This is a genomic window from Streptomyces sp. NBC_01016 (assembly GCF_026341035.1).
Lineage (GTDB): Bacteria > Actinomycetota > Actinomycetes > Streptomycetales > Streptomycetaceae > Streptomyces.
Map to the genome: position 1 here is coordinate 2,753,420 of NZ_JAPEOQ010000002.1, position 22,170 is coordinate 2,775,589.

Genomic DNA, 22,170 nt, shown 5'->3' on the forward strand with positions numbered 1-22,170 from the left:
CGCGGCCGCCGCACCGTCTTCCGGTGATCGCCTCGGAGCGGCTCACGCGCCCGTCGTCGCCATGAGCTCGTCCCGCATGCGGAGCATCCCCCGGCGGGCGTGGCTCTTGACGGTGCCCAGCGGCCATCCCGTGAGTTCGGCGATCTGGTTCTGCGTCAGGTCGTCGTAGAAGGTGAGCTCCAGGACGCGGCGCTGCGCCGTGGGCAGCTGTGCCAGTGCGTGGGTGACGACGACTTGGTCGAGTACGCGCTGGACGTCGCGCTCCTGCGCCGGGTGGTGGACCGCGAGCAACGCCCCGGCGGCGTCGATCAGTTCGGTGCGCCGGGTGCGCGCGCTGAGCGCGTCGGCCACCTTGCGGCGGGTGATGCCGACGAGCCAGCCGGCGAGCTGACCGCGTCGGGGATCGAAGTTCCGTCGGCCGCGCCAGGCCGCGAGGAAGACCTGCTGGGTCACGTCCTCGGCCTCGCGGGCGTCGCCGAGCGAGCGGTGGGCCAGGGTGTGCACCAGCGTCGCCCAGCGACGGTAGGCGCCTTCGAGGCCCGCCTCGTTCCCGCGCAGCAGTTCGACGGCGATCTCCTCGTCGGACTGCTCGTCGGTCTGCTCGTCGGGCGCCCCCGGTGCTGCGGCCTTCGTCATGGTCAGTAGGACAGACATGGCCCGGTCCTTTCGCCGTCGGCTGCCGGCCACCACTGTGCTGACGAAAAGAGCGCGCATCGACTTGCAGCGAAGTTGCATCGATATGTGCTCAGTGGCTGGTCGGGCCGCTGAACCGGTACGCCGGTCGGGCCTCAAAGCCTGCGGCGGATCTCCTGCCATGTGGACGCCGGCGGCGCGGTGGGACGGTCGGGTCCCGCCCGGGCGGCCCGCACCACCCGCACCATGAGGCTGAGGGTCAAGAGGCAGGCAGGGCAGCCCAGGACGTGTTCCGTGTCCACGGCGTCCAGGGCCTGTTCGCCTCCGCCCCACGTGTCGACCGGCCGCGAACCGGGAGCCCAGGACTTCTCGCTCAGCGCCACGAGGGCGAGGTCCTCGGCCGGTGGATGCCGGTCCCGGGGTGGCGTGGTCATGGCGCACCTCGCGCTTTCGTCGGGCGTGGGGCCGGGACGGGGCGCGGTACTGTCCGGCGGCTTGCAACTCCTCTTCCGTGCAGGCAGGCCGGTTGGATGCGTGGGCGCGCGGGCAAAACGACAACACGACGCGGTGCGGTGGTGCACTGCTCTTGCATCGATATGGTGCGTACATGGATCAGCAGGCGTACGACGCGCGGGCGGGCGCCCCGGACGACGCGGCCGATGGCGCCGGCCTCACGTCCGGCACCGTGGCCCGACGCCTCGGGGTGTCACCCACCACGCTGCGTTCCTGGGACCGGCGCTACGGACTGGGACCGGCCCGCAGGAGCGAAGGCCGCCACCGGCGGTGGTACCCGGGCGACGTCGCGATGCTGGAGGAAATGTGCCGGCTGACCGCGCAGGGTGTGCCGCCCGGCGAGGCCGCGCGGCTCGTCAAGAGCGCGAGCCCTGTGCAGCCATCCCCGCTCGACGGCGCGCCCCACCCTGGGGACGGCGACGGCGATGTCACCGACCCGGCCGCTGAGCACGCGGGCCTCGCCCTCGGTGTGGCGCGCCCCGAGTGCCGCGGACTCGCCCGTGCGGCCGTGCGCCTCGACGCCGACACCGTCGAGGACCGCCTCCGCGGCTTCCTGCGTGAGCACGGTGTCGTCGCCACCTGGGAAGAGCTCATGATGCCGACGCTGAACGCCGTCGGCCGCAAGTGGGAGTCCGCGGGTGACCGTTACGTCGAGGTCGAGCACTTCCTGTCCTGGCATGTGTCCACGGCGCTGCGCTGTGTCCCCTTCCTCGACCGTCGACCGATCCGCCGCACGGGCGCTCCCGTCCTGCTGGCCTGCACCCCCGGCGAACAGCACACGCTGCCCCTTGAGGCGATGCACGCCGCTCTCACCATCGAGGGGCGCCCGGTACGGATGCTCGGAGCGGCCGTCCCCGCCGACGCTCTGGCCGAAGCGGTGCACCGAACCGGTCCCGCGGCGGTGATGCTCTGGTCCCAGACACGCTCCACGGCGGGCGCCTCGCTCGCCGAGCACCTCCTGCGCGTGGGTTGGGGCCTCAAGGGCGCGCGCCAGAAACCCGTGGTCCAGCTCGGCGGCCCCGGCTGGCGGGGCGCGGCGGTCGCGGGCGCCGCGTACCCGCACAGCCTCAGCGACGCGGTGACCGCGCTGCGCGCCCGCTGACGCGAGGCCCCCGCCCCCTCCCGGATGACACCGCATCCGTCGGCACGCCTTCCGCCGAACACAGGGAACAGGCCGACAGACCGGCCGCGCCGACGGACGGAAGAGGTGATCGCATGTCCGCCACTGGCAAGCCCACGGGGCGTCGCACGTCCGCGGCCAGGGACGGCGCCGAGGTGCTCGTGGTCGGGGCCGGCGTCGCCGGGCTCGCCTGCGCCCGGGACCTGCTGTCGGCCGGCGTCGACGCCCAGGTCCTGGAGGCCGCGGACGAGGTGGGCGGCCGGATGCGCGCGGACCGGGTCGACGGCTTCGTCGTGGACCGCGGCTTCCAGGTCTGCAACACCTCCTACCCGCAGGTCCGGCGCAGAGTGTCGCTGCGGGGCCTGCGCCTGCGGCCCTTCACCCCCGGTGTCCTGATCCACGCCCCTGGCGGCCGGCTCCGCTTCAGCGACCCCACCCGCCGACCGCGCACGGTGCCCGACCTGCTGCCGGGCCGCCTCGCCGGTCCCCGGGACCTCACCGCCCTCGGCGCGCTGTCCGCCCGGGACATGCTGGCGCCCGCCCGGCTGCTCAAGCGGTCCGCCGACACCACCACACGTACCGCGCTCGCGGCCGCCGGGATCTCGGAGGACCTCGTGGAGCGGTTCTTCCGCCCGTTCCTGTCGGGGGTGTTCCTGGAGGACGAGCTGGAGACATCCGCCCGGGTGTTCCACCTGGTGTGGCGGAGCATGCTGCGCGGCACGCTGTGCCTGCCGACCACGGGGGTCGGCGCGCTGCCGCGGGCCCTCGCGGCGGCCCTGCCCCCGTACGCCGTACGGCTGGAGACCCCCGTCGCCGAACTCACCGACGCAGGGGTGCTCACCATCGGTGGCGAGGAGATCCGCGCGCGGGCGGTCGTGGTCGCCACCGGCCCGGGCGCCGTCCCGGGGCTGCTGCCGCAGGTCACCACGCCCGGCTCCCGCGTGGTGACGACGTACTACCACGTCGCCCCGCGCTCCCCGCTCGGCGAGCCGACCCTGCTCGTCGACACCGAACGCCGTTTCCTCAACACGTGTGTGCTCAGCGACGCCGTGCCCGAGTACGCGCCGCCCGGCCACACTCTCGTCGCCACCTCGGTGCTCGGCCGGGACACGGAGGGCCGCGAGCGGGCGGTGCGGGAGGCCGCCGGGGAGGCGTACGGCACCGGCTGCGACGGTTGGGACCTGCTGACCCACCGCACCGTGGAGGACGCGCTGCCCGCCATGACACCGCCGCAGCCGCTGACCCGGACCACGCGCGTGACGCCGGGCCGCTACGTGTGCGGCGACCACCGGGCCACCGGCTCGGTCCAGGGCGCGCTTGCCTCCGGCGCCCGAGCCGCCCGCGAGGTGCTGCAGGACTTGCGACGCTGACCGACCGCGCCGCCGGAGCCCGCGCGACGTCGGGGCCCGGAGGGGCGCGATCACGGAGGACCGTCGCCGCGCTCCCGTTCGCCGCGCAGCAACTCCTCCAGGTCCGCCGGCCGGTCCCCTTGGCCCGGTGGAAGCGGCGGCGTCGGAACGCCGAACGGGACTCGATGCCGAGCTGTGCGGTGTCATCCTGCTGGTCTTCGGCTGCCTCGGCTTCGCCGACCGGCTCAGCCCCTTCGACACGGACGGCACGCAGATCGCCGGGATGTCCACCAACGGCGTGCTCAGCCTGATCTCGGTCGTCGTGGGTCTCGTGCTCATCGGCGGCGCGGTGATCGGCGGCAACGTCGCGTCCACACTCAACATGACGGTCGGCGCCCTGTTCGTCCTGAGTGGCTTCTTCCACCTCTTCGTCCTGGACCGCCCCGCCAACGTCCTGGACTTCGGCATGACGAACGTCGTCTTCAGCTTCGTGATGGGCCTGCTCGTGGCCTCCTTCGGGATGTACGGCCGGGTGTCGGGCAAGCTGCCGCACGACAACCCGTACTGGCGCCGCCGCCACCCCCGCGAGGCCGCCCGCGAGTCCCTGCGGAGTGCCCCGGCGCCCGCGCTCCGTCCGGGCAGGTGATCTCTCACGCCTCCCCGCATCCATCCGTCATGCGGCGTCGTTCGCCCTGCATGAAGAAGCTCATCGGTGTCGCCGGTCTCGCCCTCGCCATGACCGGACTCGCCGCACCCGCCCACGCCGTGAACGGCAGTGACCTCGGCTCCGGAATCGGCGTCTCGGACGACTGGAACGCCGGCTCCGCAGCTACCTGTCTCCAGGAAGTCGCCGTCGCCCCCGTGCTCGGTGACCACGTGGGCGCCCACGCCGACCACTGCACCGACGGAAGCCTGATCACCGGGAGCAAGTGAGCCGCCGCCCCCATCTGGCGGGGCGGCGCCTCCGGGGCGGGCTACTCGCCGTCGGCCGCCCGGCCGGTCCGTACGAACAGGTCCTTCTCGCGGAGCCGGGACGTCGCCCACACGCTGCCTGCCGCGGAGAGGACGAGGTAGCCGCACGCCAGCCATGGTGTGCCGGATCCGAGTGCGAGGAACGCGGTGACCAGGAGCGGTGTGATGCCGGACGCGAAGATGCCCGACACCTGGTAGACCGCCGACATCCCCGTGTAGCGCACGTGCACCGGGAACAGCGCGGCGAACAGCGTGCCCTGTGCCCCGTAGAAGCAGGCGTGCACGATGCCCAGGGCGAGCACGAGCGCCACGGCGAAGCCCAGCAGGCCGCCGGTCTGGAACAGCAGGAAGGCGGGGAAGACCGACACCCCGAACGCGGCCATGCCCGTCATATACGTGCGCCGTGCGCCGAACCGGTCCACCAGCCGCCCCGACACCGGGACGAGCACCGCCATCACCAGCGACGCACCGGTCACCGTCAACAACACGGGGGTGCGCGGCAGTTGGAGCGTCCCGGTCGCATACGTCAGCGCGAAGACGCCCCACGTGTTGAAGGCCACGCCCTCGCGCCAGCGGGCCACCATGCCAAGCAGCAGGTGACGGCGCGTCAGCCGCTCGCGCACCACCTCGACCAGGGGTACGGCCCTGGGCTCCGTCGTCCGGCCGAGCACGGCGCGGAAGGCGGGCGTCTCGTCGATCTTCAGCCGTACGGTCAGCCCGACCGCCACCAGGACAAGGCTGGCGAGGAACGCGACCCGCCACCCGTAGCCGAGGAACGCATCGTCGCTCAGTACGTTGCTCAGGAGCGCGAACACGCCCGTGCCGAGGGCGAGTCCGAGCGCCAGGCCGATCTGAGGGTAGCTGCCGAACCGGCCCTTGCGGCCCTCCGGTCCGTGCTCCACCGCCAGCAGGACGGCTCCCGCCCACTCGCCGCCGAGCGCCACGCCTTGCGCGACACGCAGGACCAGCAGCAGTACGGGGGCGAGCGCGCCCACCTGTTCGTACGTGGGAAGGAGGCCGATCAGCGCGGTCGAGACGCCCATCAGGCCCATGGTGAACGCGAGGGTGCGCTTGCGGCCCACGCGGTCGCCGATGTGCCCGAAGAGCAGGCCGCCGAGCGGACGCGCGACGAAGCCCACCGCGAACGTGGCGAAGGCGAGCATGGTGCCGACGGTGCCGTTCGTCTCCGGGAAGAACAGCTTCCCGAAGACGAGGCTCGCGGCCGTGCTGTAGAGGAAGAAGTCGTACCATTCGACGGTGGTGCCCAGCAGGCTGGAGAGGACGACGGTCCGCAGTTTGCGTCCGGACGTGGTGCTGCTCTCTGTGCCCGTGTCCTGAGCGTGCGTCAGTGGTGTGTCTGTGCCCGTGTCCTGAGCGTGCGTCAGTGGTGTGTCCGTGGCCGTGTCCTGGGCGTGCGTCAGTGGTGTGTCCGTGTCCGTGTTCATGTCTGCGCTCACACGCCCGCGAACGCCACGGTGCCGGGCTCGACGGGGGCCGGTGCGGCCGGGTGGCGCCAGGCACCGCGACGCTCCAGCAGCGGCAGGACGCCCTCCCCGAACCAGTACGCCTCTTCCAGGTGCGGCACGCCCGAGAGGACGAACTCGTCGATGCCCAGCCGGTGGTACTCCTCGATGCGGTCGGCGACCTCCGTGTGGCTGCCGACCAGGGCGGTACCGGCGCCGCCGCGCACCAGGCCGACACCGGCCCACAGGTTGGGGTAGATCTCCAGGTCGGAGCTGGTGCCGCTGGCGTGCAGCGCGCGCATCCGCTTCTGGCCCTCGGACTCGGAGGTCGCGAGGCCGCGCTGGACGGCGGCGACGCGCTCCGGGTCCATGCCCTGCAGCAGCCGCTCGGCCTCCGCCCAGGCCTGCGCGGCGGTGTCGCGGGCGATGACGTGCAGCCGGATGCCGAACCGGACGGTGCGGCCGAGGAGTTCGGCCCGCCTGCGGACCTCGGCGATCTTCTCCGCGACGGCCGCCGGCGGCTCGCCCCAGGTCAGGTACGTGTCGGTGTGCCGGGCGGCGACGTCCAGGGCCGCGGGGGAGGAACCGCCGAAGTAGACACTGGGCACCGGGTCAGGGAGCCGGTTCAGGCGGGCGCCCTCCACGCGGAGGTGCTCGCCGTGGTGGTCGACGGTCTGCCCGTCCCACAGGCGGCGCACGATGTCGAGGAACTCGCCCGTCCGTGCGTACCGCTGGTCCTTGTCGAGGAAGTCCCCGTAGGCACGCTGCTCGGCGCTCTCGCCGCCGGTCACCACGTTCAGCAACAGACGCCCGTGGGACTGCCGTTGATAGGTGGCGGCCATCTGGGCGGAGAGCGTGGGGGAGATCTGGCCGGGCCGGAAGGCGACGAGGAACTTCAGCCGCTCGGTGACCTGCGTCAGCATCGCCGTGGTCAGCCACGCGTCCTCGCACCAGGCGCCGGTGGGAGTCAACGCCCCCTCGAAACCGAGCTGTTCGGCGGTACGGGCGATCTGGCCCAGGTACTCCACGGACGCCGGACGGTCGCCCCCTGCGGTGCCGGGGGTCGAGCCGTGACCGCCGCCGACGACGTGGCGGCTGTCGCCGGTGGTGGGCAGGAACCAGTGGAAGGTGAGTGTGGACATGACGGGGTGAGGACCTCACAGAGCGTGGAGCAGGGAACGGAACAGAGCGCGGGCCGCGCGAAGGGCAGGCCGTTCGGGCACGCCGAAACCACGGCGCGGCGCGCAAGGCAAAGGGGCGGCGTCAGTGCCGACAGCAGGCGCTGGCGCAGTGGCAGAGGTCGATGTGCCGACGGGCGACGAGTAGCGCGCCCGCGCCGGATGCGCAGGAGGGGGAGGGGCCCGCCGGGCGCGGGCGCTCCGAGGAGGATCCCGTCGCCGGGGCGGACCATGGCAGGTCGAGCGGATGCATGGGCCCCTCCCTCCTTGCCTACAATTCCTATTGGATTACTAGGAAAATGTTCCGCATCGGTGTCCGCTGGTCAAGTTCCGTCTCAGTAGGCGGACGTGGAGGGGTACGTCGACACCCGGGCCAACTCACTGGTCCATGACATCGCACACGCCTGCGAGGCTTCCGTCGGCCACCATCGACGGCAGGGAGGCGGCGGACTCGGCACAGGTGCTTGCGTCGTTCCCGGTGAGGGGCGACGCGCTGTCGGCGGCCGAAGAGGGGGCAGCGAGGGACACCAGGGCCCCTGCGGTGAGAGCGGCGGCACCGACCGCAGAGCGAAGCGAGGATCCACGCATTGAGAACTCCAACCGTTCGAAAAGGCGCCGGGTGCGCAGGGCGCGCCATGACGGTGCACCCAGCCCGAGTAACGGCCGCCCCGTTCCGCCGGACACGGGAGGCCGTCGAGAATCGGCGGGAGTGTGGTTCAGGAGGTGCGCAGCGCGGAGTTGGTGCGGTCGGCTTCGTCGCGGGCGAGCAGTGCCAGCAAGGAGGCCACGCTCACGTCCGCCTCGGCCGGATGCCGCAGGATCTTCGCCGGGTCGATCTCGTAGACGTTGCTGCGGCCCTCGCGCACATGCGAGAGGTAGCCGCCCTCTTCGAGGTCCGTGATGATCCGCTGCACCGCACGCTCGGTCAGGCGGCAGTGCGTGGCCAGGTCGCGGATGCGGACCTGGCGGTTGTCGGCAATGGCTGCGAGTACCCGGGCGTGGTTGGTCAAGAACGTCCACCCGGTGTGCGACGTCGTCTGCTCCTCCATGTGACCACTATAGGGCCTTCCCGCCAAACGAATCACGAATATCTTTTCAGGTATTGGTTGACGTGATTCAAAGTTCGTACCAAGCTATGGGCCACTCAATGGGCAGAGCGGGGAGGCGTGGCGGTGCTGGACGGCATGGAGACTTCGAACGCGACGTGGACGTCACTGCTCATGAGCGGCGCTTCGCGGCACACCCGCATCGCCCCCTCGGCCCCTGTCGTCGAGGTGTTCGAGCGCGGCGACCGCACTGTCGTGGCGGTCTACGGCGAAATCGACTTCGACGTCGCGCCCGGCTTCGACGAGGCGCTGCGCACGGCTGTGGAGCGGTCGATCTCGGGGCTGGATCTGGAGCTCGGGGCCATGACGTTCTGCGACGGCGCCGGCCTGGGAGTGCTGCTGCGGGCGCGGCGGGCGGCCCTGGAGGCGGACAAGACCGTGAGCCTCTGCTCCGCCAGTGCGCCTGTCGAGCGGCTGCTGCGCGTCACCCGCACCCACGGCCTGTTCGCCGGTGACATCGGCCTTGAGCCGGCGCACGGCCGGCCGAACGGGGCGGGGGAGTCGTGACCCGCGACAAGCGTGGACGGGACCCGCATTCTTCGATACAGCTACAGAGGGGCATCCTCATGAACACTGAGACGGCAGTCGAACTCGCGCATCGCTCGGCCTCAGGGGCTCGGCGCGGACTGATCGAGCGTGCCTGTGAGGACCCGGTCTCGATCGCTCCCCGCGATGCGCGTGAGGTGGGCAAGTACTTCTTCGAACACCTCGCCGGCCTTGAGGAAGGCACCCGCGAGTATCAGTACGTGCGCAACGCACTGATCGAGATGAACCTCTCCTTCGTCAAGTACGCCGCCTCCCGCTTCAAGCATCGGGGCCAAGAGGAGATGGAGGACATCATCCAGGTCGGAACCATCGGCCTGATCAAGGCGATCGACCGCTTCGAGCTTTCTCGCGAGGTCGAGTTCACCACCTTCGCCCTGCCCTACATCACCGGAGAGATCAAGCGGTTCTTCCGTGACACCACCTGGGCGGTGCATGTCCCGCGGCGCCTGCAGGAGGCGCGCGTCGAACTGTCCAAGGCCACCGACGAGTTGCAGACCCGTCTGGGGCGGCAGCCCACCACCGCCGAACTCGCAGAGCTCATGCAGTTGGAGCCGGCCGAGATCGCCGAGGCGCAGAAGGCCGCCAACGGCTACAACGCCACTTCCCTCGACGCCACTTTCACCGGCCACGACACCGAGGGGGACTCCGCCCCGCTCGCCGACGTGATCGGCGTCGAGGAGGACATGTACGAACTGATCGACAACTACCGCTCCCTGGCGCCGCTCATGACCCGGCTCGACGCACGCGACCGCAGGATCATTCACCTCCGTTTCGTCGAGGAACGCACCCAGCAGGAGATCGCCGACGCCCTCGACGTCTCCCAGATGCACGTCTCCCGCCTCCTCACCCGCATCCTGACCAAGCTCCGCACCGGCCTGATGGCCACGGCGTAGGAGCGGCGCCGTACGGGTCGGCCTCAGGTCCTCGGGTGGATCCGACCCGGTCGGCGTCTACTTGATGGCCGTCTGTCTGATCAGTGCAGAAGTGCCGCCCGCCGCCGGAACAGTTCCTCCGCCGCCTCCTGCGCCCGCAGCCGTACCTGCTCCGTGTCCACGCTCAGCACCTTCCCGCCGGACACATGTAGTTCGCCGTCGACCCACACATGGTCGACGTCGGCGGCGGACGCGGAGAACACCAGGTGGGGGACGGCGTTGAAATCCTCGCCGTGGAGGAGGGGAGTGGTGTGCAGCGCGCGCAGGTCGACGGTGACGACGTCGGCGCGCTTGCCCGCCACCAGCGAACCCGTGACGTCGTCGAGGCCGAGGGCGCGGGCGCCGTCGCGGGTGGCCATGTCGAGGATGTCCCACGGGTCGCCGGTCGTCGGGTCGAGCGAGGTCACCTTCTGCAGCAGCGAGGCGAACTTCATCTCCTCCAGCAGGTCGAGGTTGTTGTTCTCCTTCTCGCCGTCGCTGCCGATGCCGACGGCGATGCCACGCCGGCGCATGTCGGCGACCCGGGCGGGACCCGACGACAGCTTCATGTTGGAGCAGGGGCAGTGGGCGACGCTCGTGCCGGTCTCGGCCAGCAGGTCGAGCTCGCGGTCGTCGAGCCAGACACAGTGGGCGATCACGGTGCGCGGTCCGAGGATGCCGCGATGGTGGAACTCCTCGACGGGACGGCGCCCGAACTGCCGCAGGGACTCCTCGACTTCCCACGTCGTCTCGGAGGAGTGGGTGTGCAGCCCGGTGTCGAATTCGTCCGCCAGCGCGGCGGCCGCGCGGAAGGCCTCCTCGCTGCAGTAGAAGAGGTGCTCAAGGCCCACCCACGAGCGCACCCGGCCGCCCGCGTACGTGCGGTACTCCTTCAGCAGGCGGCGGTTGGTCTCCAGCGTCTCGAAGTAGTCGTAGCCGGGGAGGTCGGCGACGTAGGGGACGAGCGTGGCGCGGATGCCGACCTGCTCGGCGGCGTGTGCCGAGCCCTCCATGTGGCGCCACATGTCCATCACGGACGTGGTGCCCGCGCGCAGGGATTCCGTGTAGCAGAGCAGCGACGCGGCCTCGGCGATGTCGGGAGTGAGGGCCTTGTGGGCAGGGTCCACGTAGTCGCGCAGCCAGTCCCACAGGGACTTGGACTCGGCGGTGCCGCGCAACAGGCCCGAGTGCAGGTGGGTGTTGTGCAGTCCGGGAATGACGGCGTGGCCGGTGGCGTCGATGACCTGCGCGTCGGTGCCGGCGAAGGCCTCCGGGCGGTCGACGGCGACGATGCGGTCGCCCTCCAGGAGGACGGAGCCGGGGTCAAGGACCGTCTTCGTGCCGTCGCAGGGGATGACGATGCCGTTGTGGATGAGAGTGCGGCGGGGTGACATGTGGGTGTGGGCTCCTCGGTGCGGGCGCGGGGGAGTTGTCACATAACGCGGGGGCGTTGTCACGTAAGGGGCGGGCTCAGGGGCGGGCTCAGTTCCAGAAGTCCGCGTGGACCGCCGCCGCCTCTTCGTGCAGGCACGGCCCGACGACATCCACCGGACGCTGCCCGGCCGCCAGCACCTCCCGACACGGCAGTGCCATCGTCGGGTTCTCGGGGTTCGCGCCGGTCAGGGCGAGGAGTTCGTCCTCGCCGAGGGCGTAGGCGACGCGGCCGATGCCGCTCCAGTAGACGGCTCCGGCGCACATCGCGCACGGCTCCGTGGAGGTGTAGAGCGTGGCGCGGTCCAGTGTGTCGCGGTCGTAGGTGCGGGTCGCCAGGCGTACGAGGTTGGTCTCGGCGTGGCCGGTGGCGTCCCGCTCGGTGACGACGGTGTTGCCGGCCTCCAGGACCTGCTCGCCGTCGAGGACGAGCAGCGCGCCGAAGGGATGGTTACCGGCGGCGCGGGACTGCGCCGCCGCGACGATGGCGGCCCGCAGGAACGCCTCGTCCTGTGCGCTGGGCGCGGTGGTGGTCGCGGTCGTGGTGGTGCTCGTGGGCGTCATGCCTCACTCCTCAACTTCTCGTACGGTGTGGATGGTTGGGGCCGTTCGGACATACGGGGGCGTGGACACACCACGGTGTACGCGGCCCCCGCCACCGCGAACCCGACGAACAGGCCGAACGAGCCGAGTACCGGATGTGCCTCGGCGAGCGGCCCCGTATAGAGGGACTGGTTCATGAACGGCAGCTCGGCCGCGATGGCAAGCAGCACGCAGGGCAGGCCCCGGCCGAAACGGTGCTCCGGGTCGTACGGATCCGCGAGGGCGCGCCGCCCACGGCCCCAGTACGCGACGATCATCACCGCGCCCCACGGCGCCAGCCAGTAACCCGTCATCAGGAGAAAGTCGTTGAGCTGCGCCGCGAAGTCGCCGTGCCCCGCATACCAGGCGAGCGCCGTGCCGAGGCCGCCGACGACGAGGACCGACACCCAGCGCGGAATGCTGAATCCGGCGACGAGCGCCGCCATCGCACCGGAGTACAGGTCGATGACCGTGGAGGCGAGCGTGGAGAGCAGCAGGCACAGCAGCACGACGGTGCCGAGGGCGCCCGGCAGGAGGCCGCTGACCATGGCGCTGGGGTCGTCGAGCGCGCCCACCGTGCCCAGCGCCGCGCCGAGCGAGCCGATCCACACCCCGGCGAGCGCACCGCCGCCGCCCGCCGCGAGGAACACCCGACGCGGCGAACTCTGCGCCGGCAGATAGCGGCTGTAGTCGGACGCGTACGCGGACCAGCCGAGTACGCGGGCCGAGGTGACGGCGACGACCAGCAGGAACGCGGAGGTCGAGCCGTCGGCCGGGGCCACGGGAGCGGTCGCGTGCGCCGCACCGAAGCCGTACGCCGACATCACCGCGAACACCACCACCAGGACCACGGCCAGGACCCGCTCCACGGTGTGGATCAACCGGTATCCCACGACCGCGATGCCGAGCTGGGCCACCGCCATCAGGACGAGCGCGGGTGCGAAGCCCATGCCCGTCAGATCGCGCAGGATGAACACCCCGAGCAACGAGTCGACCACACACCAACCGACGCCGTTGACCACGGTGAACGCCGCCGACGGCAGATTCCCGAGCCGGCCGAACGGGCCCCGGGACTGGACGAGTTGGAGCACACCGGTCAGTGGCCCGCGCGTCGAGAACAGGCCGACAAGCGCCGAGCTGAGCAGCGTGCCCGTGACGATCGCGAGGACGGCCGGCAGCAGGTCGAGGCCGAACACCGACGTGGACAGGGCGCCCACGCTGAGCGTCGCGAACTGCACGTTCGCGCCGAACCACAGCGTGAAGAGCGACCAGGGGCGGCCGTGCCGCCGCGTGAGCGGCACGGGTTCGGCTCCCAGACGTTCGATGGTCGAGGGACGTTCGGGGTCGGCGCGCATGGTGGGCTCCTCACCAGGACAGGACGGGAGTACGGAGCGGGGTGGTGCGGGTGCGGGGGCATGCGGCTCGTTGCGTGACTCGGTCGGTGTGGCTCAGCCGTCGCGTGACTGGGCCGTTGTGTGACTCAGCCGTCGCGTGGCTCAGTCGTTGTGATGACTCAGTGAACCGGCGTCGCGGCTCTTCCGGGATTGCAGATCTCTCCAGACGAGCGGCCCTTTTCGCGCGGCGGGCCCGTACTATGCTCCAAACCCCTTGCACGCCGGTGTGCATGCCTGTAACACGAGTCGCCCGCCCCTCCCCTGGGCGGTGCCGAGGAGGCCGACCGGTGGAGCTAGCCGAACTGCTCGCGATGCCACGACTCGGACTGCGGTCCGTCGTGGCAGCCCCCGTCGAGAGCCCGCGCATCCGGGGCGTCTACACCACCGACCTGCCCGACCCGGGGCGCTACCTCGACGGCGGGGAACTCGTCCTGACCAGCACCACCTGGTACCACGAGCCGCGCGACGCCGATGTGTTCGTCGCCGCACTGGCAGGAGCGGGCGTCGCCGCGCTCGTCGCCGGGACCGCGGACGTCGGCGCGGTGCCCGTGCCACTCGCCGACGCCTGCACCCGGCACGGCCTGACACTGCTCACCGTCGCCGACGAGGTCTCGTTCGCCGCGCTCACCGAGACCGTGCTCGCCGCGCTCGGGGGCGGCCATCGGCGCGCGCCCTCCGTGAACCTGCACCGGGGCCTGGTCGCCAGCATGGCCGCGGGGGAGGGGGCCGAAGGGCTCATCGACGTGTTCGCGCGGGCCACGGGTGTGTGGTGCGCGGTGCTCTCCGCGACCGGTGCGCCGCGCGCGGGCGGCGTTCCCCTGGTGAGCGAGCGGCAACTCGCCCGCGCCCACCACGACGCGCTCGGCGCGGGCGGCTTCCCCGCCGTACGGTCCGTCCCCGGCCGCGCTGAACTCACCCTGTTCCCCGTCCAGTCACCCGCCGCGCGCCGACCGCCTGCCGGGTACCTGGCCGCCTCGGGCGACTACCGCGACTGGGCACCGGGCGTGGCCGACGCCGCGTGGGAGGTGTGCGCGCTGCTCGCGCTCGACGGTGCCGCGATACAGGAACGCCGCCGCATCGAGGCGCGCTTCCTGCGCGAGGCCGTCGACCTGCTCACCGACGGCAGGGAAGAGGCGGCCGCCGCCCGGCTCACCAGCCTCGGACTCGCCCTCGACGCGCCGCTCAGCGCCGTGTACGTGCGCACCACCGGAAGCCCGTACGGGGCCGAACTCGCGGCCACCGTCCTGGAGGACGTCGCCGAACGGCTGCCCGGCTGCTCGGTGCCGATCCCCGCCGAGGACGGCGCCTACCTCATGCTCGTACCCGAAGGCGAGCACGACACGTCCGGCACCGCCGAACGGCTCGCGCCGCTCCTCGCGGACGGTCACGCCGCCATCGGTACGGGGGAGCCCGCCACGGGCCCGACCGGCCTGCGCCGCTCCCTGGACGAGGCCCGCAACGCACTCCGGGTCGCGGCCCTCGCCACCGGCACCGTACGCACCGCCGACCCCGGCTCCCTCTCCTCCTACGAACTCCTGCTCGCTGCCGTCCCCGACGACGTGCGCCGCTTCTACCGCGAGCGCCTGATCGGAGTCGTCGAGCGCTACGACGCCACACACGGCAGCGACCTCGTGGCCACCCTCAGCGCCTTCCTCGACGCCTCCGGCTCCTGGCAGCGCTGCGCCGAGCAACTCCACATCCACGTCAACACGTTGCGCTACCGGCTGCAGCGGGTGGAGCAGCTCACCGGCCACAGCCTCGCCACGCTGCGCGACCGCATCGACTTCTGTCTGGCGCTGAGCATCGGGTGAGGATCGGGTGAGGACGGACCGCCGTGCGGGGATGTATACGTCAGGCGTCCCAGAGGCTTTACTCGCCCAATGAGTGACACGACTGGAATGCTGGCCGGTAAGACCGTCATGATCACGGGTGCTTCGAGCGGTATCGGGGAAGCCGCTGCTCGCCTGTTCGCCGCCGAGGGGGCGGCAGTACTCCTGATGGCCCGCCGTGAGGACGTACTGAAGCAACTGGCCCAAGAGATAGTCGACTTGGGAGGTCGGGCGGCGATCAGCCCGGGCGATGTCTCGGTCCCCGAGGACACTCAGCGCGCCGTGGACGCGGCCTGTGAACACTTCGGCACCCTGGACGCGGCCTTCAACAACGCGGGCTTCGCCGGCGACGACCTGACGCCGCTGCACGAGCTCGACCAGGCCGTCTTCGACCGCACGATGGCCGTCAACGTCAGCGGCACCTGGAACTGTCTGCGCTCCCAGATCCCGGTGATGCTCGCGGCGGGGAAGGGCGCGATCGTCAACACGTCCAGCACCGCGGCCATGGGGGCCACCGGGGCTCCCGTGCCCTACGTCGCCGCGAAGCATGCGGTGCTCGGCATGACCAGGGCCGCGGCGGCCGAGTACGCGGAACACGGCATCCGCATCAACTCCCTCGTCGTCGGCACCACCCGCACGGAAATGATCGAGCAAGCAGTGGAGGCCTACCCGGAGTTGGGCCCGGCCTTTGTCGCCCGTCAGATGCAGAAGCGCATGGCGGACCCCGTCGAGATCGCCCAGGCGGCCCTGTGGCTGTGCAGCGACCGCGCTTCGTTCGCCACGGGGTCGGGACTGGCCGTGGACGGCGGGTGGACGGCCGGCTGACGGCAGCCGGACGAAAGAGCCCGGCGGTGGTGACGCCCGACGCATCGGAGCCAACGACCGTCCCGCTGGCCGGCTGGGAGAGCCACTTCGCCGACGGCAAGGGCTTCCGTGCGTCCGATGACCGCGAGTTGCAACTCCTGACCCCGCATCTGCCGTCGTCTGCCGGGGCCCGTCTCCTGGACGTGGGGTGCGGGCTGGGAAGTTACGCCGCCGGCCTGGCCCGGTGGGGATACGACGTGCTCGCGGTGGACTGGGCGTCCTCCGCGGTGGCCGCCGTCCGCGACCGCTATCAGGATCTCGTGCCCAATCTGACGGCCCAGCGCCTGGACTTCACCGACGAGCAGGCCGTGGGCAGGCTCGGGGCCGATGCCTTCGACGTGGTGACGATGCGGCTCGTCTACCCGTTCTTCACGGACAAGCGACAGGTGGCCGAGCGGGTCCGGCGGCTGCTGAGACCGGGCGGCGCGTGGGCCGTGACGACGCCTCTGGCGGAGCGGCTGTCCGCGCGGCGGCACATCGCGCTGTCCGCGGGCGAGGTGGGGGAGCTGATGTCGGGGTGGGACAGCGGCGCGTGGGTGGACCTGGAGCCGGGTGGGCTGCGGTGCATCGTGCTTCGCCGGTGACGGTTCAGCTCGTTCCTCAACCTCTGGCTCCGGTGGGGGCCCTTGCATATCCGGTCCACCAGCGTCATGGCTGCCGGTCCTGCTTGCCGTCGAGCCAGAGCGTGTCGGATTCGTCACGGTGCGAGCCCGTGGTTCCGACGTGCTTGGCGTCGATCTTTGCGCCGTTCTTGATGACGTGGACCAGCGCCATCCCGTGTCCTCGGCCCAGGTCGTAGTCCTGCTTGAGCCATTCCAGGATCGCCCCGGCCTTCGTAGCCGGTTCATCGAACCCTCGCTCACCGGCCAGCGCGATGAACTCGCGCGGCGTCAGGCCGGTCTTGTCCTCGATCTTGTCCAGGTATGCCTGAAACGACATGCTCGCTCCTGCGGTAGTTGCTGTGCGATCACGTACTCGGCCTGTAGACCTCTCGCTGCCCGCAAACTCATCGGTGCTTCGAGCCGGTCTGGAACGGCGGCTCGTATTGACTCACTCGGTGCCACTGGACGTGGCTCGTGGTCGCCGCCCACACCCGCGCCGAAACCCTCAATGCCCCGCCCCGGTAGGCCAGTTGTGAAAAGCCCCCGGCCGGCAAGGGTGTTGCCGGGCGGGGGCTCGTTCACCTTCGAGGCCGGCTGTGGGCCCGCCCCGAAGTGGTCAATCGGTCAGGCCTCAGCCGCCGATCGGGCCGGGGGCGTCGTTGTCGGTGTCCTGGCACTGCTGGATACGGTTCTGGATCGCCCGCGCCTTGGCGCGCTCCTTCGCGGCCGACTTGTGGTAGCCGAGGTTGTCCAGCTTGGCGGCTTTGGACTTGTGGCTGGCGACCTGCTGGCGCATCTTCGAGATGTTGCAGGTGATCGGGCCACGGACCGACACGCTGCCCTGCTCGGCAACGGGTGCGGCCTGCGCGGGGACGGCCGAGAACAGGACGCCGCCCGCGATGGCAGCGGACACGGCGAGTGTGGTGAAACGTCGGGTCAAGATTGTTCCTCTCCAAGTGACAGATCACAGCGACCTGTTGGGGGGTGGCTGATAGCAGTCGGTCACTGTATATGAAGAGATCGACTTTTCCTGGTATTAATCGCCGTACCTGCAGGGTCGGCCGACGACGCGGACGCCTGTCGCACCGCCGACGCCGCCCCCACCTCTACCTCGCCGAACTCTCGGTCTCCGGGTGCCTGTTGCGGGACGCCGGGCTTCTTCCCTCTTGCAACGAACGCCCAGAGATGTCGACTTCCAGGTTCTGCAAGCCCCACGTGGCCGTCACCGCGACAACAGCCGGTCCAGCAGCGTCCCCTCGTTCTGCCGCAGCCGGTCCAACCGCGCCTGCCGGGCATGCGCCCGGGACCGGACTCGGGACAGGGCCCGCCGCATCGGCTCTCCGCTCGCTCGAATCGATCGAAACACCGCTCCGCGCTCCAGCCTCTCCCGGCGCGGCCGTCACCGCCGCCGGAAGCGGCTGCGGGAGCCCGTACGGTTCGCCGGACACACCACGCCCGCGATCGTCACGTGCACGATCACCACGTCAGCGATCACCACGCCCGCGATCGCCACGTCCGCGATCACCACATCTCCGTCCCGGCGACATTCGTCCGCGCAGGCACCGCCTCACGTTCCTTGCCCCGCAACCGGAGGCCGAGCAGCGGGAAGACGAGGACGGACACCATGGCCGCGCCGACCATCGCGGCCGCCTCGCCCCTGCCGAGGAGTTCCTCCGCGAGGCCGATCGTCGTGATGGCGACGACCAGCGGCAGGCAGGTGGCCGAGTGGAGCGTCAGCGCCCGGCGGCTGAGCGGGGAGAGGTCGCGTGGGGCGAGCGCGTACGTCGGAAGTCCGCGTACGAGCAGGAACAGGACCAGGAACACGGGCAGCAGAACGAGCGGACGCCCGCCGGAGAGGAGCGACGACAGGTCGAACTCGATCCCGGTCACGATGAAGAACAGGGGCACGAGAAAGCCGAAGCCCAGGCCCTCGATCTTGCTCAGGACGTCCCTACCGACCTCCGGTGCCGTGCCCTGGAGAACCAGCCGGGTCAGCAGCCCGGCGGCGAAGGCGCCGAGCAGCACGTCGAGGCCGAAGGCCTGCGACAGGGCGAGCATCGAGACGAGCAGCAGCATGACGAAGCGGACCGCGAACTGGCCGCTCGTGTGCAGCGTCGTCTGGATGACCCGGGTGAACCAGGGCGGGCGCGGGCGGAGCGCCCAGAACACGGCCCCCGCGGTGATGGCGGCGAACACGGCGAGGATGACCGTCGACAGGCCGGGGTCACGGCCGCTGAGCAGGACGGAGATGGCGATGATGGGCCCGAACTCGCCGACCGCGCCGAACGCCGTCGTGACGGTGCCGAACCGGCCCTGCAGATCGCCGCTGTCGCGCAGGATGGGAACGACCGTGCCCAGCGCCGTGCTGGTGAGGGCCGTCCCGATGATCACGCTCTTGGGAAAGTCGAGGCCGGTCAGGGCCAGCGCCACCACGAGCCCCGCCACCAGCGAGATCACCCAGGCCCACACGGACCGGCGCAGCGTGTCGCCGCGGATGGCGTCGAACTGGATCTCGTACCCCGCGAGAAAGATCAGCAGGGACAGGCCGAGGTTCGCGAGAATGTCGGTGATCTCCCCGGAGCGGGCCCACCCGAGGACGTCGGGGCCCATGAGAATGCCGAGCACGATCTCGAAGATGATCACGGGAACCCGGACCCAGCGGCCGAGACCGTGTGCCAGCAAGGGGGCCAGCACCGCCGCGGCCATGATGAGGATCAGCGTTCCCGGATGCTCCACGACGATGTCCCCCTGGTGTGCGGCCGCTACCTGCTGGTTCCGAGGATCGGGGGAGCGGGCCGGTACGGCACCCATGGGCGGACCATGCGGGTGAACACGCCACGGCCCCAGGTGAGTTGAATCCTTGGATGCAGAGTGTGCGGGTGTGCGGGGTGTGCGGTTCGCGTCCGCCGATCGACACATCCTCCAAATTCGACGGTCCCGGCACTTGGGGATTTGATGGATCGCCCAAGCATCTGCAAGCCCTCTATGGAAATCTGCCTTGCAGATGCAAGATGGATGATGTTGTTCGGGTAGCGAATACGCAATCCCGGCCGGTTCGAGACCGCGAAGTGAGGTCCCCATGGTCACGCGCACATACGACGGCGGCTCCGGCGACGTCGACCACGCCACCGTCGGCTCCGGCCGCGCCTCCCACCGTCGACCCGACGCACGCATCGCCCACACCATCGCCGCGGCGCTCGGCGATGCGCGGGACATCCTCAACGTCGGCGCCGGCACCGGCTCGTACGAGACGGCCGCGCACACCATCACCGCGGTCGAGCCCTCCCTGGCCCTGCGCGCCCGACGCCCGGCCGAGCTCGCCACCGCCATCGACGCCGTCGCCGAGAACCTGCCCTTCGACGACGGCCGGTTCGACGCCTCCATGGCCCTCTTCAGCGTCCATGAGTGGCCCGACCCCGCGGCGGGACTGCGCGAGATGCGGCGCGTCACCCGTGGCCCCGTCCTCGTCCTCACCTGCGACCCCGCCCGCGTACGCGACTTCTGGCTCTACGAGTACGCCCCCGATGTGCTGGACATCGAGGCCCGCCGCTACCCGCGCCTCGGCGAGCTGGCCGACGCGCTCGGCGGCACGGTCGACATCCAGCCCGTACCCATCCCGTTGGACTGCACCGACGGCTTCAACGAGGCGTACTACGGCCGCCCCGAACTGCTCCTCGACCCCGCGGCCCGCCAGGCCTGCTCGGCGTGGAGCTTCATCGACGACCGTGCGCGTCAGGACTTCGACACCTCGCTGCGCCACGCCCTGGGCTCCGGGGCCTGGGACGCGGCCTTCGGCCACCTGCGCCATCGACCGACCTACAGCGGATCCCTCGTCCTCCTGCGCGCCACGGTCTGACCAGAGGACCTGTACGGCACCTGAGCACGGCCCGGAAGGGAGACACTGGATGACGCCGCCCCGCCCGCGCGCGGCGCGATGCGACGCCGAGGGCAATCGCGTCCGCATCATCGAGACCGCGAGCGAGGCCTTCGCCCGCGCCCCTGGTGCGACCCTCCAGTCGATCGCGAAGGCGGCCGGCGTGGGCCAGGGGACGATGTACCGGCACTTCCCGCACCGCGAGGCGTTGCTCCTCGCCGTGTACCGGGGCGACATCGAGACACTTGCCGAAGCCGCTCCGCGCCTCCTCGACGAACACGCACCGCTGGACGCACTGCGCCTGTGGCTCGGCCGGCTCGCCGCATACAGCCGCAGCCAACACGGGGCGGTCCAGGCCGTCGAGGCCGCCACCCGGGCGGACCTGGGCGGCCACTGCTACCCGCTGATCACCGCGGCGTTGAACCGGATACTCGCCGCCTGCAAGGACGCCGAACTCGTACGGCCCGACGTCCATGCCGACGAGGTGCTGCTGCTCGTGTCCTTCCTGTGGAAAGCCGGCAGCGGCCCCGATCGGCAGGAGCGCACCGAACGCATGCTTGCCATCGTCACTGACGGGCTGCGGGCCACGGCATGCGGTCGGGACCGCTCGGGCTGACCCGTCGGGGTGGCCGGGCGCTGCCCGCACCGGTCGCGTACGGTCGGTGCGGTCGGCAGCCCGGACCCGGGTCCGAGGCGCTGACCAGCATTGTCAGGGCGGGGGCGGTCGTAAACGGCTGCCGGGAGAGCGGAGTTCGCGGATGCGTGCAGTGGTCTTCGAGGAGTTCGGCAAAGACGCGGAGGTACGGCAGGTCGCCGACCCCGCGCCGCCCCGGGACGGAGTCGTGGTGCGGGTCGGGGCGACGGGGCTGTGCCGCAGCGACTGGCACGCCTGGCAGGGCCACGACCCGGACGTCCGCCTCCCGCACATCCCCGGCCACGAACTGGCCGGCACCGTCGAGGCGGTCGGCGCCGACGTCACCGAGTGGCGGACCGGCGACCGTGTCACCGTCCCGTTCATCTGCGCCTGCGGGCGCTGCGCCTCCTGTGTCCGCGGCGACCACCAGGTGTGCGAGCGCCAGGAGCAGCCCGGCTTCACGCACGCCGGATCGTTCGCCGAGTACGTCGCGCTGCACCATGCCGACGTGAACCTCGTCGCCGTCCCCGAGGGCATGACCGACGCCACCGCCGCGAGTCTGGGCTGCCGCTTCGCCACCGCCTTCCGCGCCGTCGCCGACCAGGGGCGCGCGGCCGCGGGGGAGTGGGTGGCGGTGCACGGCTGTGGAGGCGTGGGCCTGTCCGCCGTGATGATCGCGGCGGCGGCCGGGGCCCGGGTGGTGGCGGTGGACGTCTCTCCAGAGGCCCTCGCCCTGGCCTCCGCCTTCGGCGCCACCGTCTGCGTCAACGCGGCAGAGGTCCCGGACACCGCCGCGGCGGTCCGCGACGCCATCCGCGGCGGAGCCCACGTCTCCCTCGACGCGCTCGGTTCCCCCACCACCAGCGCCGCCTCCGTCGCGAGCCTGCGCCGCCGCGGACGCCACGTCCAGGTCGGCCTCCTGCCGGGCGGCGCCCACCTCCCGATGGACCGGGTCGTCGCCCTCGAACTCGAACTCCTCGGCAGCCACGGCATGGCGGCGCACGCCTACCCCCGCATGCTGGAACTGGTCACCGCCGGAACCCTGCGCCCCGACCGCCTCGTCACCGCCACGATCTCCCTGGACGAGACACCGGCCGCGCTCAACGCGATGGGCTCAGCGCCGGGCCGAGGGGTCACGATGATCGCGCCCTGACGCAAACCGCCGGGCG

General features: G+C 71.2%; 24 protein-coding genes. 12 read left to right on the forward strand and 12 right to left on the reverse strand.

Annotated elements, in window-relative coordinates:
* Positions 1-42: 42 nt before the first annotated feature.
* Positions 43-654 carry a sigma-70 family RNA polymerase sigma factor gene (locus tag OG746_RS39305; RefSeq protein ID WP_266723463.1) on the reverse strand — a complete coding sequence of 204 codons (612 nt, stop codon included), beginning with the start codon at positions 652-654 and terminating at the stop codon, positions 43-45.
* Positions 655-788: 134 nt separating this feature from the next.
* Complete coding sequence (locus tag OG746_RS39310) at positions 789-1,067, reverse strand: hypothetical protein (protein ID WP_266723465.1); 279 nt, start codon at positions 1,065-1,067, stop codon at positions 789-791.
* 173 nt (positions 1,068-1,240) lie between these two features.
* On the opposite strand from OG746_RS39310, the gene OG746_RS39315 reads away from it, so the two are divergent.
* The 4 genes from OG746_RS39315 to OG746_RS39330 all read left to right on the forward strand — a co-directional run bounded on the left by OG746_RS39315 (position 1,241) and on the right by OG746_RS39330 (position 4,548).
* Positions 1,241-2,248 (forward strand): MerR family transcriptional regulator, encoded by a 1,008-nt coding sequence (locus OG746_RS39315; RefSeq protein ID WP_266723467.1) that lies wholly within the window; start codon positions 1,241-1,243, stop codon positions 2,246-2,248.
* A 113-nt stretch (positions 2,249-2,361) separates the two neighbouring features.
* Positions 2,362-3,636 carry an NAD(P)/FAD-dependent oxidoreductase gene (locus OG746_RS39320; protein ID WP_266723469.1) on the forward strand — a complete coding sequence of 425 codons (1,275 nt, stop codon included), beginning with the start codon at positions 2,362-2,364 and terminating at the stop codon, positions 3,634-3,636.
* A 127-nt stretch (positions 3,637-3,763) separates the two neighbouring features.
* On the forward strand, positions 3,764-4,261 hold the full coding sequence (locus OG746_RS39325; protein WP_266723471.1) for a DUF4383 domain-containing protein: 498 nt from the start codon (positions 3,764-3,766) through the stop codon (positions 4,259-4,261).
* Positions 4,262-4,290: 29 nt separating this feature from the next.
* Positions 4,291-4,548 (forward strand): hypothetical protein, encoded by a 258-nt coding sequence (locus OG746_RS39330; RefSeq protein WP_266723473.1) that lies wholly within the window; start codon positions 4,291-4,293, stop codon positions 4,546-4,548.
* Positions 4,549-4,589: 41 nt separating this feature from the next.
* On the opposite strand, the gene OG746_RS39335 is transcribed toward OG746_RS39330, so the two are convergent.
* From OG746_RS39335 to OG746_RS39345, 3 genes are all read right to left on the reverse strand, one after another.
* Positions 4,590-6,032, reverse strand: a complete 1,443-nt coding sequence (locus OG746_RS39335; RefSeq protein WP_266723475.1) for an MFS transporter — start codon at positions 6,030-6,032, stop codon at positions 4,590-4,592.
* A gap of 8 nt (positions 6,033-6,040) precedes the next feature.
* Entirely contained in the window at positions 6,041-7,192 is a 1,152-nt protein-coding gene (locus tag OG746_RS39340; RefSeq protein ID WP_266723477.1) for an LLM class flavin-dependent oxidoreductase, read from the reverse strand.
* Positions 7,193-7,944: 752 nt separating this feature from the next.
* Positions 7,945-8,277: a helix-turn-helix transcriptional regulator gene (locus OG746_RS39345; RefSeq protein WP_266723479.1), complete on the reverse strand. Its 333-nt coding sequence runs from the start codon at positions 8,275-8,277 to the stop codon at positions 7,945-7,947.
* Between the two features lie 135 nt (positions 8,278-8,412).
* Here OG746_RS39345 and OG746_RS39350 point away from each other — a divergent pair, with 135 nt between their 5' ends.
* Positions 8,413-8,841, forward strand: coding sequence for an STAS domain-containing protein (locus tag OG746_RS39350; protein ID WP_266723481.1), 429 nt, complete (start codon positions 8,413-8,415; stop codon positions 8,839-8,841).
* Positions 8,842-8,900: 59 nt separating this feature from the next.
* Positions 8,901-9,773 carry a SigB/SigF/SigG family RNA polymerase sigma factor gene (locus OG746_RS39355; protein ID WP_266723483.1) on the forward strand — a complete coding sequence of 291 codons (873 nt, stop codon included), beginning with the start codon at positions 8,901-8,903 and terminating at the stop codon, positions 9,771-9,773.
* A gap of 80 nt (positions 9,774-9,853) precedes the next feature.
* On the opposite strand, the gene OG746_RS39360 is transcribed toward OG746_RS39355, so the two are convergent.
* The 3 genes from OG746_RS39360 to OG746_RS39370 form a co-directional block, all read right to left on the reverse strand.
* Positions 9,854-11,185 (reverse strand): amidohydrolase family protein, encoded by a 1,332-nt coding sequence (locus OG746_RS39360; RefSeq protein WP_266723484.1) that lies wholly within the window; start codon positions 11,183-11,185, stop codon positions 9,854-9,856.
* Positions 11,186-11,273: 88 nt separating this feature from the next.
* Positions 11,274-11,786: a nucleoside deaminase gene (locus OG746_RS39365; RefSeq protein WP_266723485.1), complete on the reverse strand. Its 513-nt coding sequence runs from the start codon at positions 11,784-11,786 to the stop codon at positions 11,274-11,276.
* A complete protein-coding gene (locus OG746_RS39370; RefSeq protein WP_266723486.1) occupies positions 11,783-13,159 on the reverse strand; it encodes a purine-cytosine permease family protein in 1,377 nt (458 codons plus the stop codon). The genes OG746_RS39365 and OG746_RS39370 overlap by 4 nt, the downstream gene beginning before the upstream one ends.
* 326 nt (positions 13,160-13,485) lie before the next feature.
* On the opposite strand from OG746_RS39370, the gene OG746_RS39375 reads away from it, so the two are divergent.
* From OG746_RS39375 to OG746_RS39385, 3 genes are all read left to right on the forward strand, one after another.
* Positions 13,486-15,009, forward strand: a complete 1,524-nt coding sequence (locus tag OG746_RS39375) for a helix-turn-helix domain-containing protein (RefSeq protein ID WP_266723487.1) — start codon at positions 13,486-13,488, stop codon at positions 15,007-15,009.
* Positions 15,010-15,078: 69 nt separating this feature from the next.
* Positions 15,079-15,852: an SDR family NAD(P)-dependent oxidoreductase gene (locus tag OG746_RS39380; protein ID WP_266723488.1), complete on the forward strand. Its 774-nt coding sequence runs from the start codon at positions 15,079-15,081 to the stop codon at positions 15,850-15,852.
* A gap of 29 nt (positions 15,853-15,881) precedes the next feature.
* On the forward strand, positions 15,882-16,475 hold the full coding sequence (locus OG746_RS39385) for a class I SAM-dependent methyltransferase (RefSeq protein ID WP_266723489.1): 594 nt from the start codon (positions 15,882-15,884) through the stop codon (positions 16,473-16,475).
* Between the two features lie 64 nt (positions 16,476-16,539).
* Here OG746_RS39385 and OG746_RS39390 read toward each other — a convergent pair whose 3' ends face one another.
* The 4 genes from OG746_RS39390 to OG746_RS39405 all read right to left on the reverse strand — a co-directional run bounded on the left by OG746_RS39390 (position 16,540) and on the right by OG746_RS39405 (position 19,229).
* Positions 16,540-16,830, reverse strand: a complete 291-nt coding sequence (locus tag OG746_RS39390; protein WP_266723491.1) for a DUF4287 domain-containing protein — start codon at positions 16,828-16,830, stop codon at positions 16,540-16,542.
* 294 nt (positions 16,831-17,124) lie between these two features.
* Positions 17,125-17,433, reverse strand: coding sequence for a hypothetical protein (locus OG746_RS39395; RefSeq protein WP_266723493.1), 309 nt, complete (start codon positions 17,431-17,433; stop codon positions 17,125-17,127).
* Positions 17,434-17,892: 459 nt separating this feature from the next.
* Positions 17,893-18,018 carry a hypothetical protein gene (locus tag OG746_RS39400; protein ID WP_266723495.1) on the reverse strand — a complete coding sequence of 42 codons (126 nt, stop codon included), beginning with the start codon at positions 18,016-18,018 and terminating at the stop codon, positions 17,893-17,895.
* Entirely contained in the window at positions 18,015-19,229 is a 1,215-nt protein-coding gene (locus tag OG746_RS39405) for a cation:proton antiporter (protein WP_266725698.1), read from the reverse strand. Before OG746_RS39405 ends, OG746_RS39400 begins: the two co-directional genes overlap by 4 nt.
* Positions 19,230-19,572: 343 nt before the next feature.
* Between OG746_RS39405 and OG746_RS39410 the strand changes: the two genes are divergently transcribed.
* The 3 genes from OG746_RS39410 to OG746_RS39420 all read left to right on the forward strand — a co-directional run bounded on the left by OG746_RS39410 (position 19,573) and on the right by OG746_RS39420 (position 22,154).
* Entirely contained in the window at positions 19,573-20,349 is a 777-nt protein-coding gene (locus OG746_RS39410) for a class I SAM-dependent methyltransferase (RefSeq protein WP_266723497.1), read from the forward strand.
* A 49-nt stretch (positions 20,350-20,398) separates the two neighbouring features.
* Positions 20,399-20,983, forward strand: coding sequence for a TetR/AcrR family transcriptional regulator (locus OG746_RS39415; protein WP_266723499.1), 585 nt, complete (start codon positions 20,399-20,401; stop codon positions 20,981-20,983).
* 142 nt (positions 20,984-21,125) lie between these two features.
* The gene (locus OG746_RS39420; RefSeq protein WP_266723501.1) at positions 21,126-22,154 is read left to right on the forward strand and encodes a zinc-dependent alcohol dehydrogenase family protein; all 1,029 of its coding nucleotides are present in this window, start codon (positions 21,126-21,128) and stop codon (positions 22,152-22,154) included.
* Positions 22,155-22,170 lie beyond the last annotated feature (16 nt).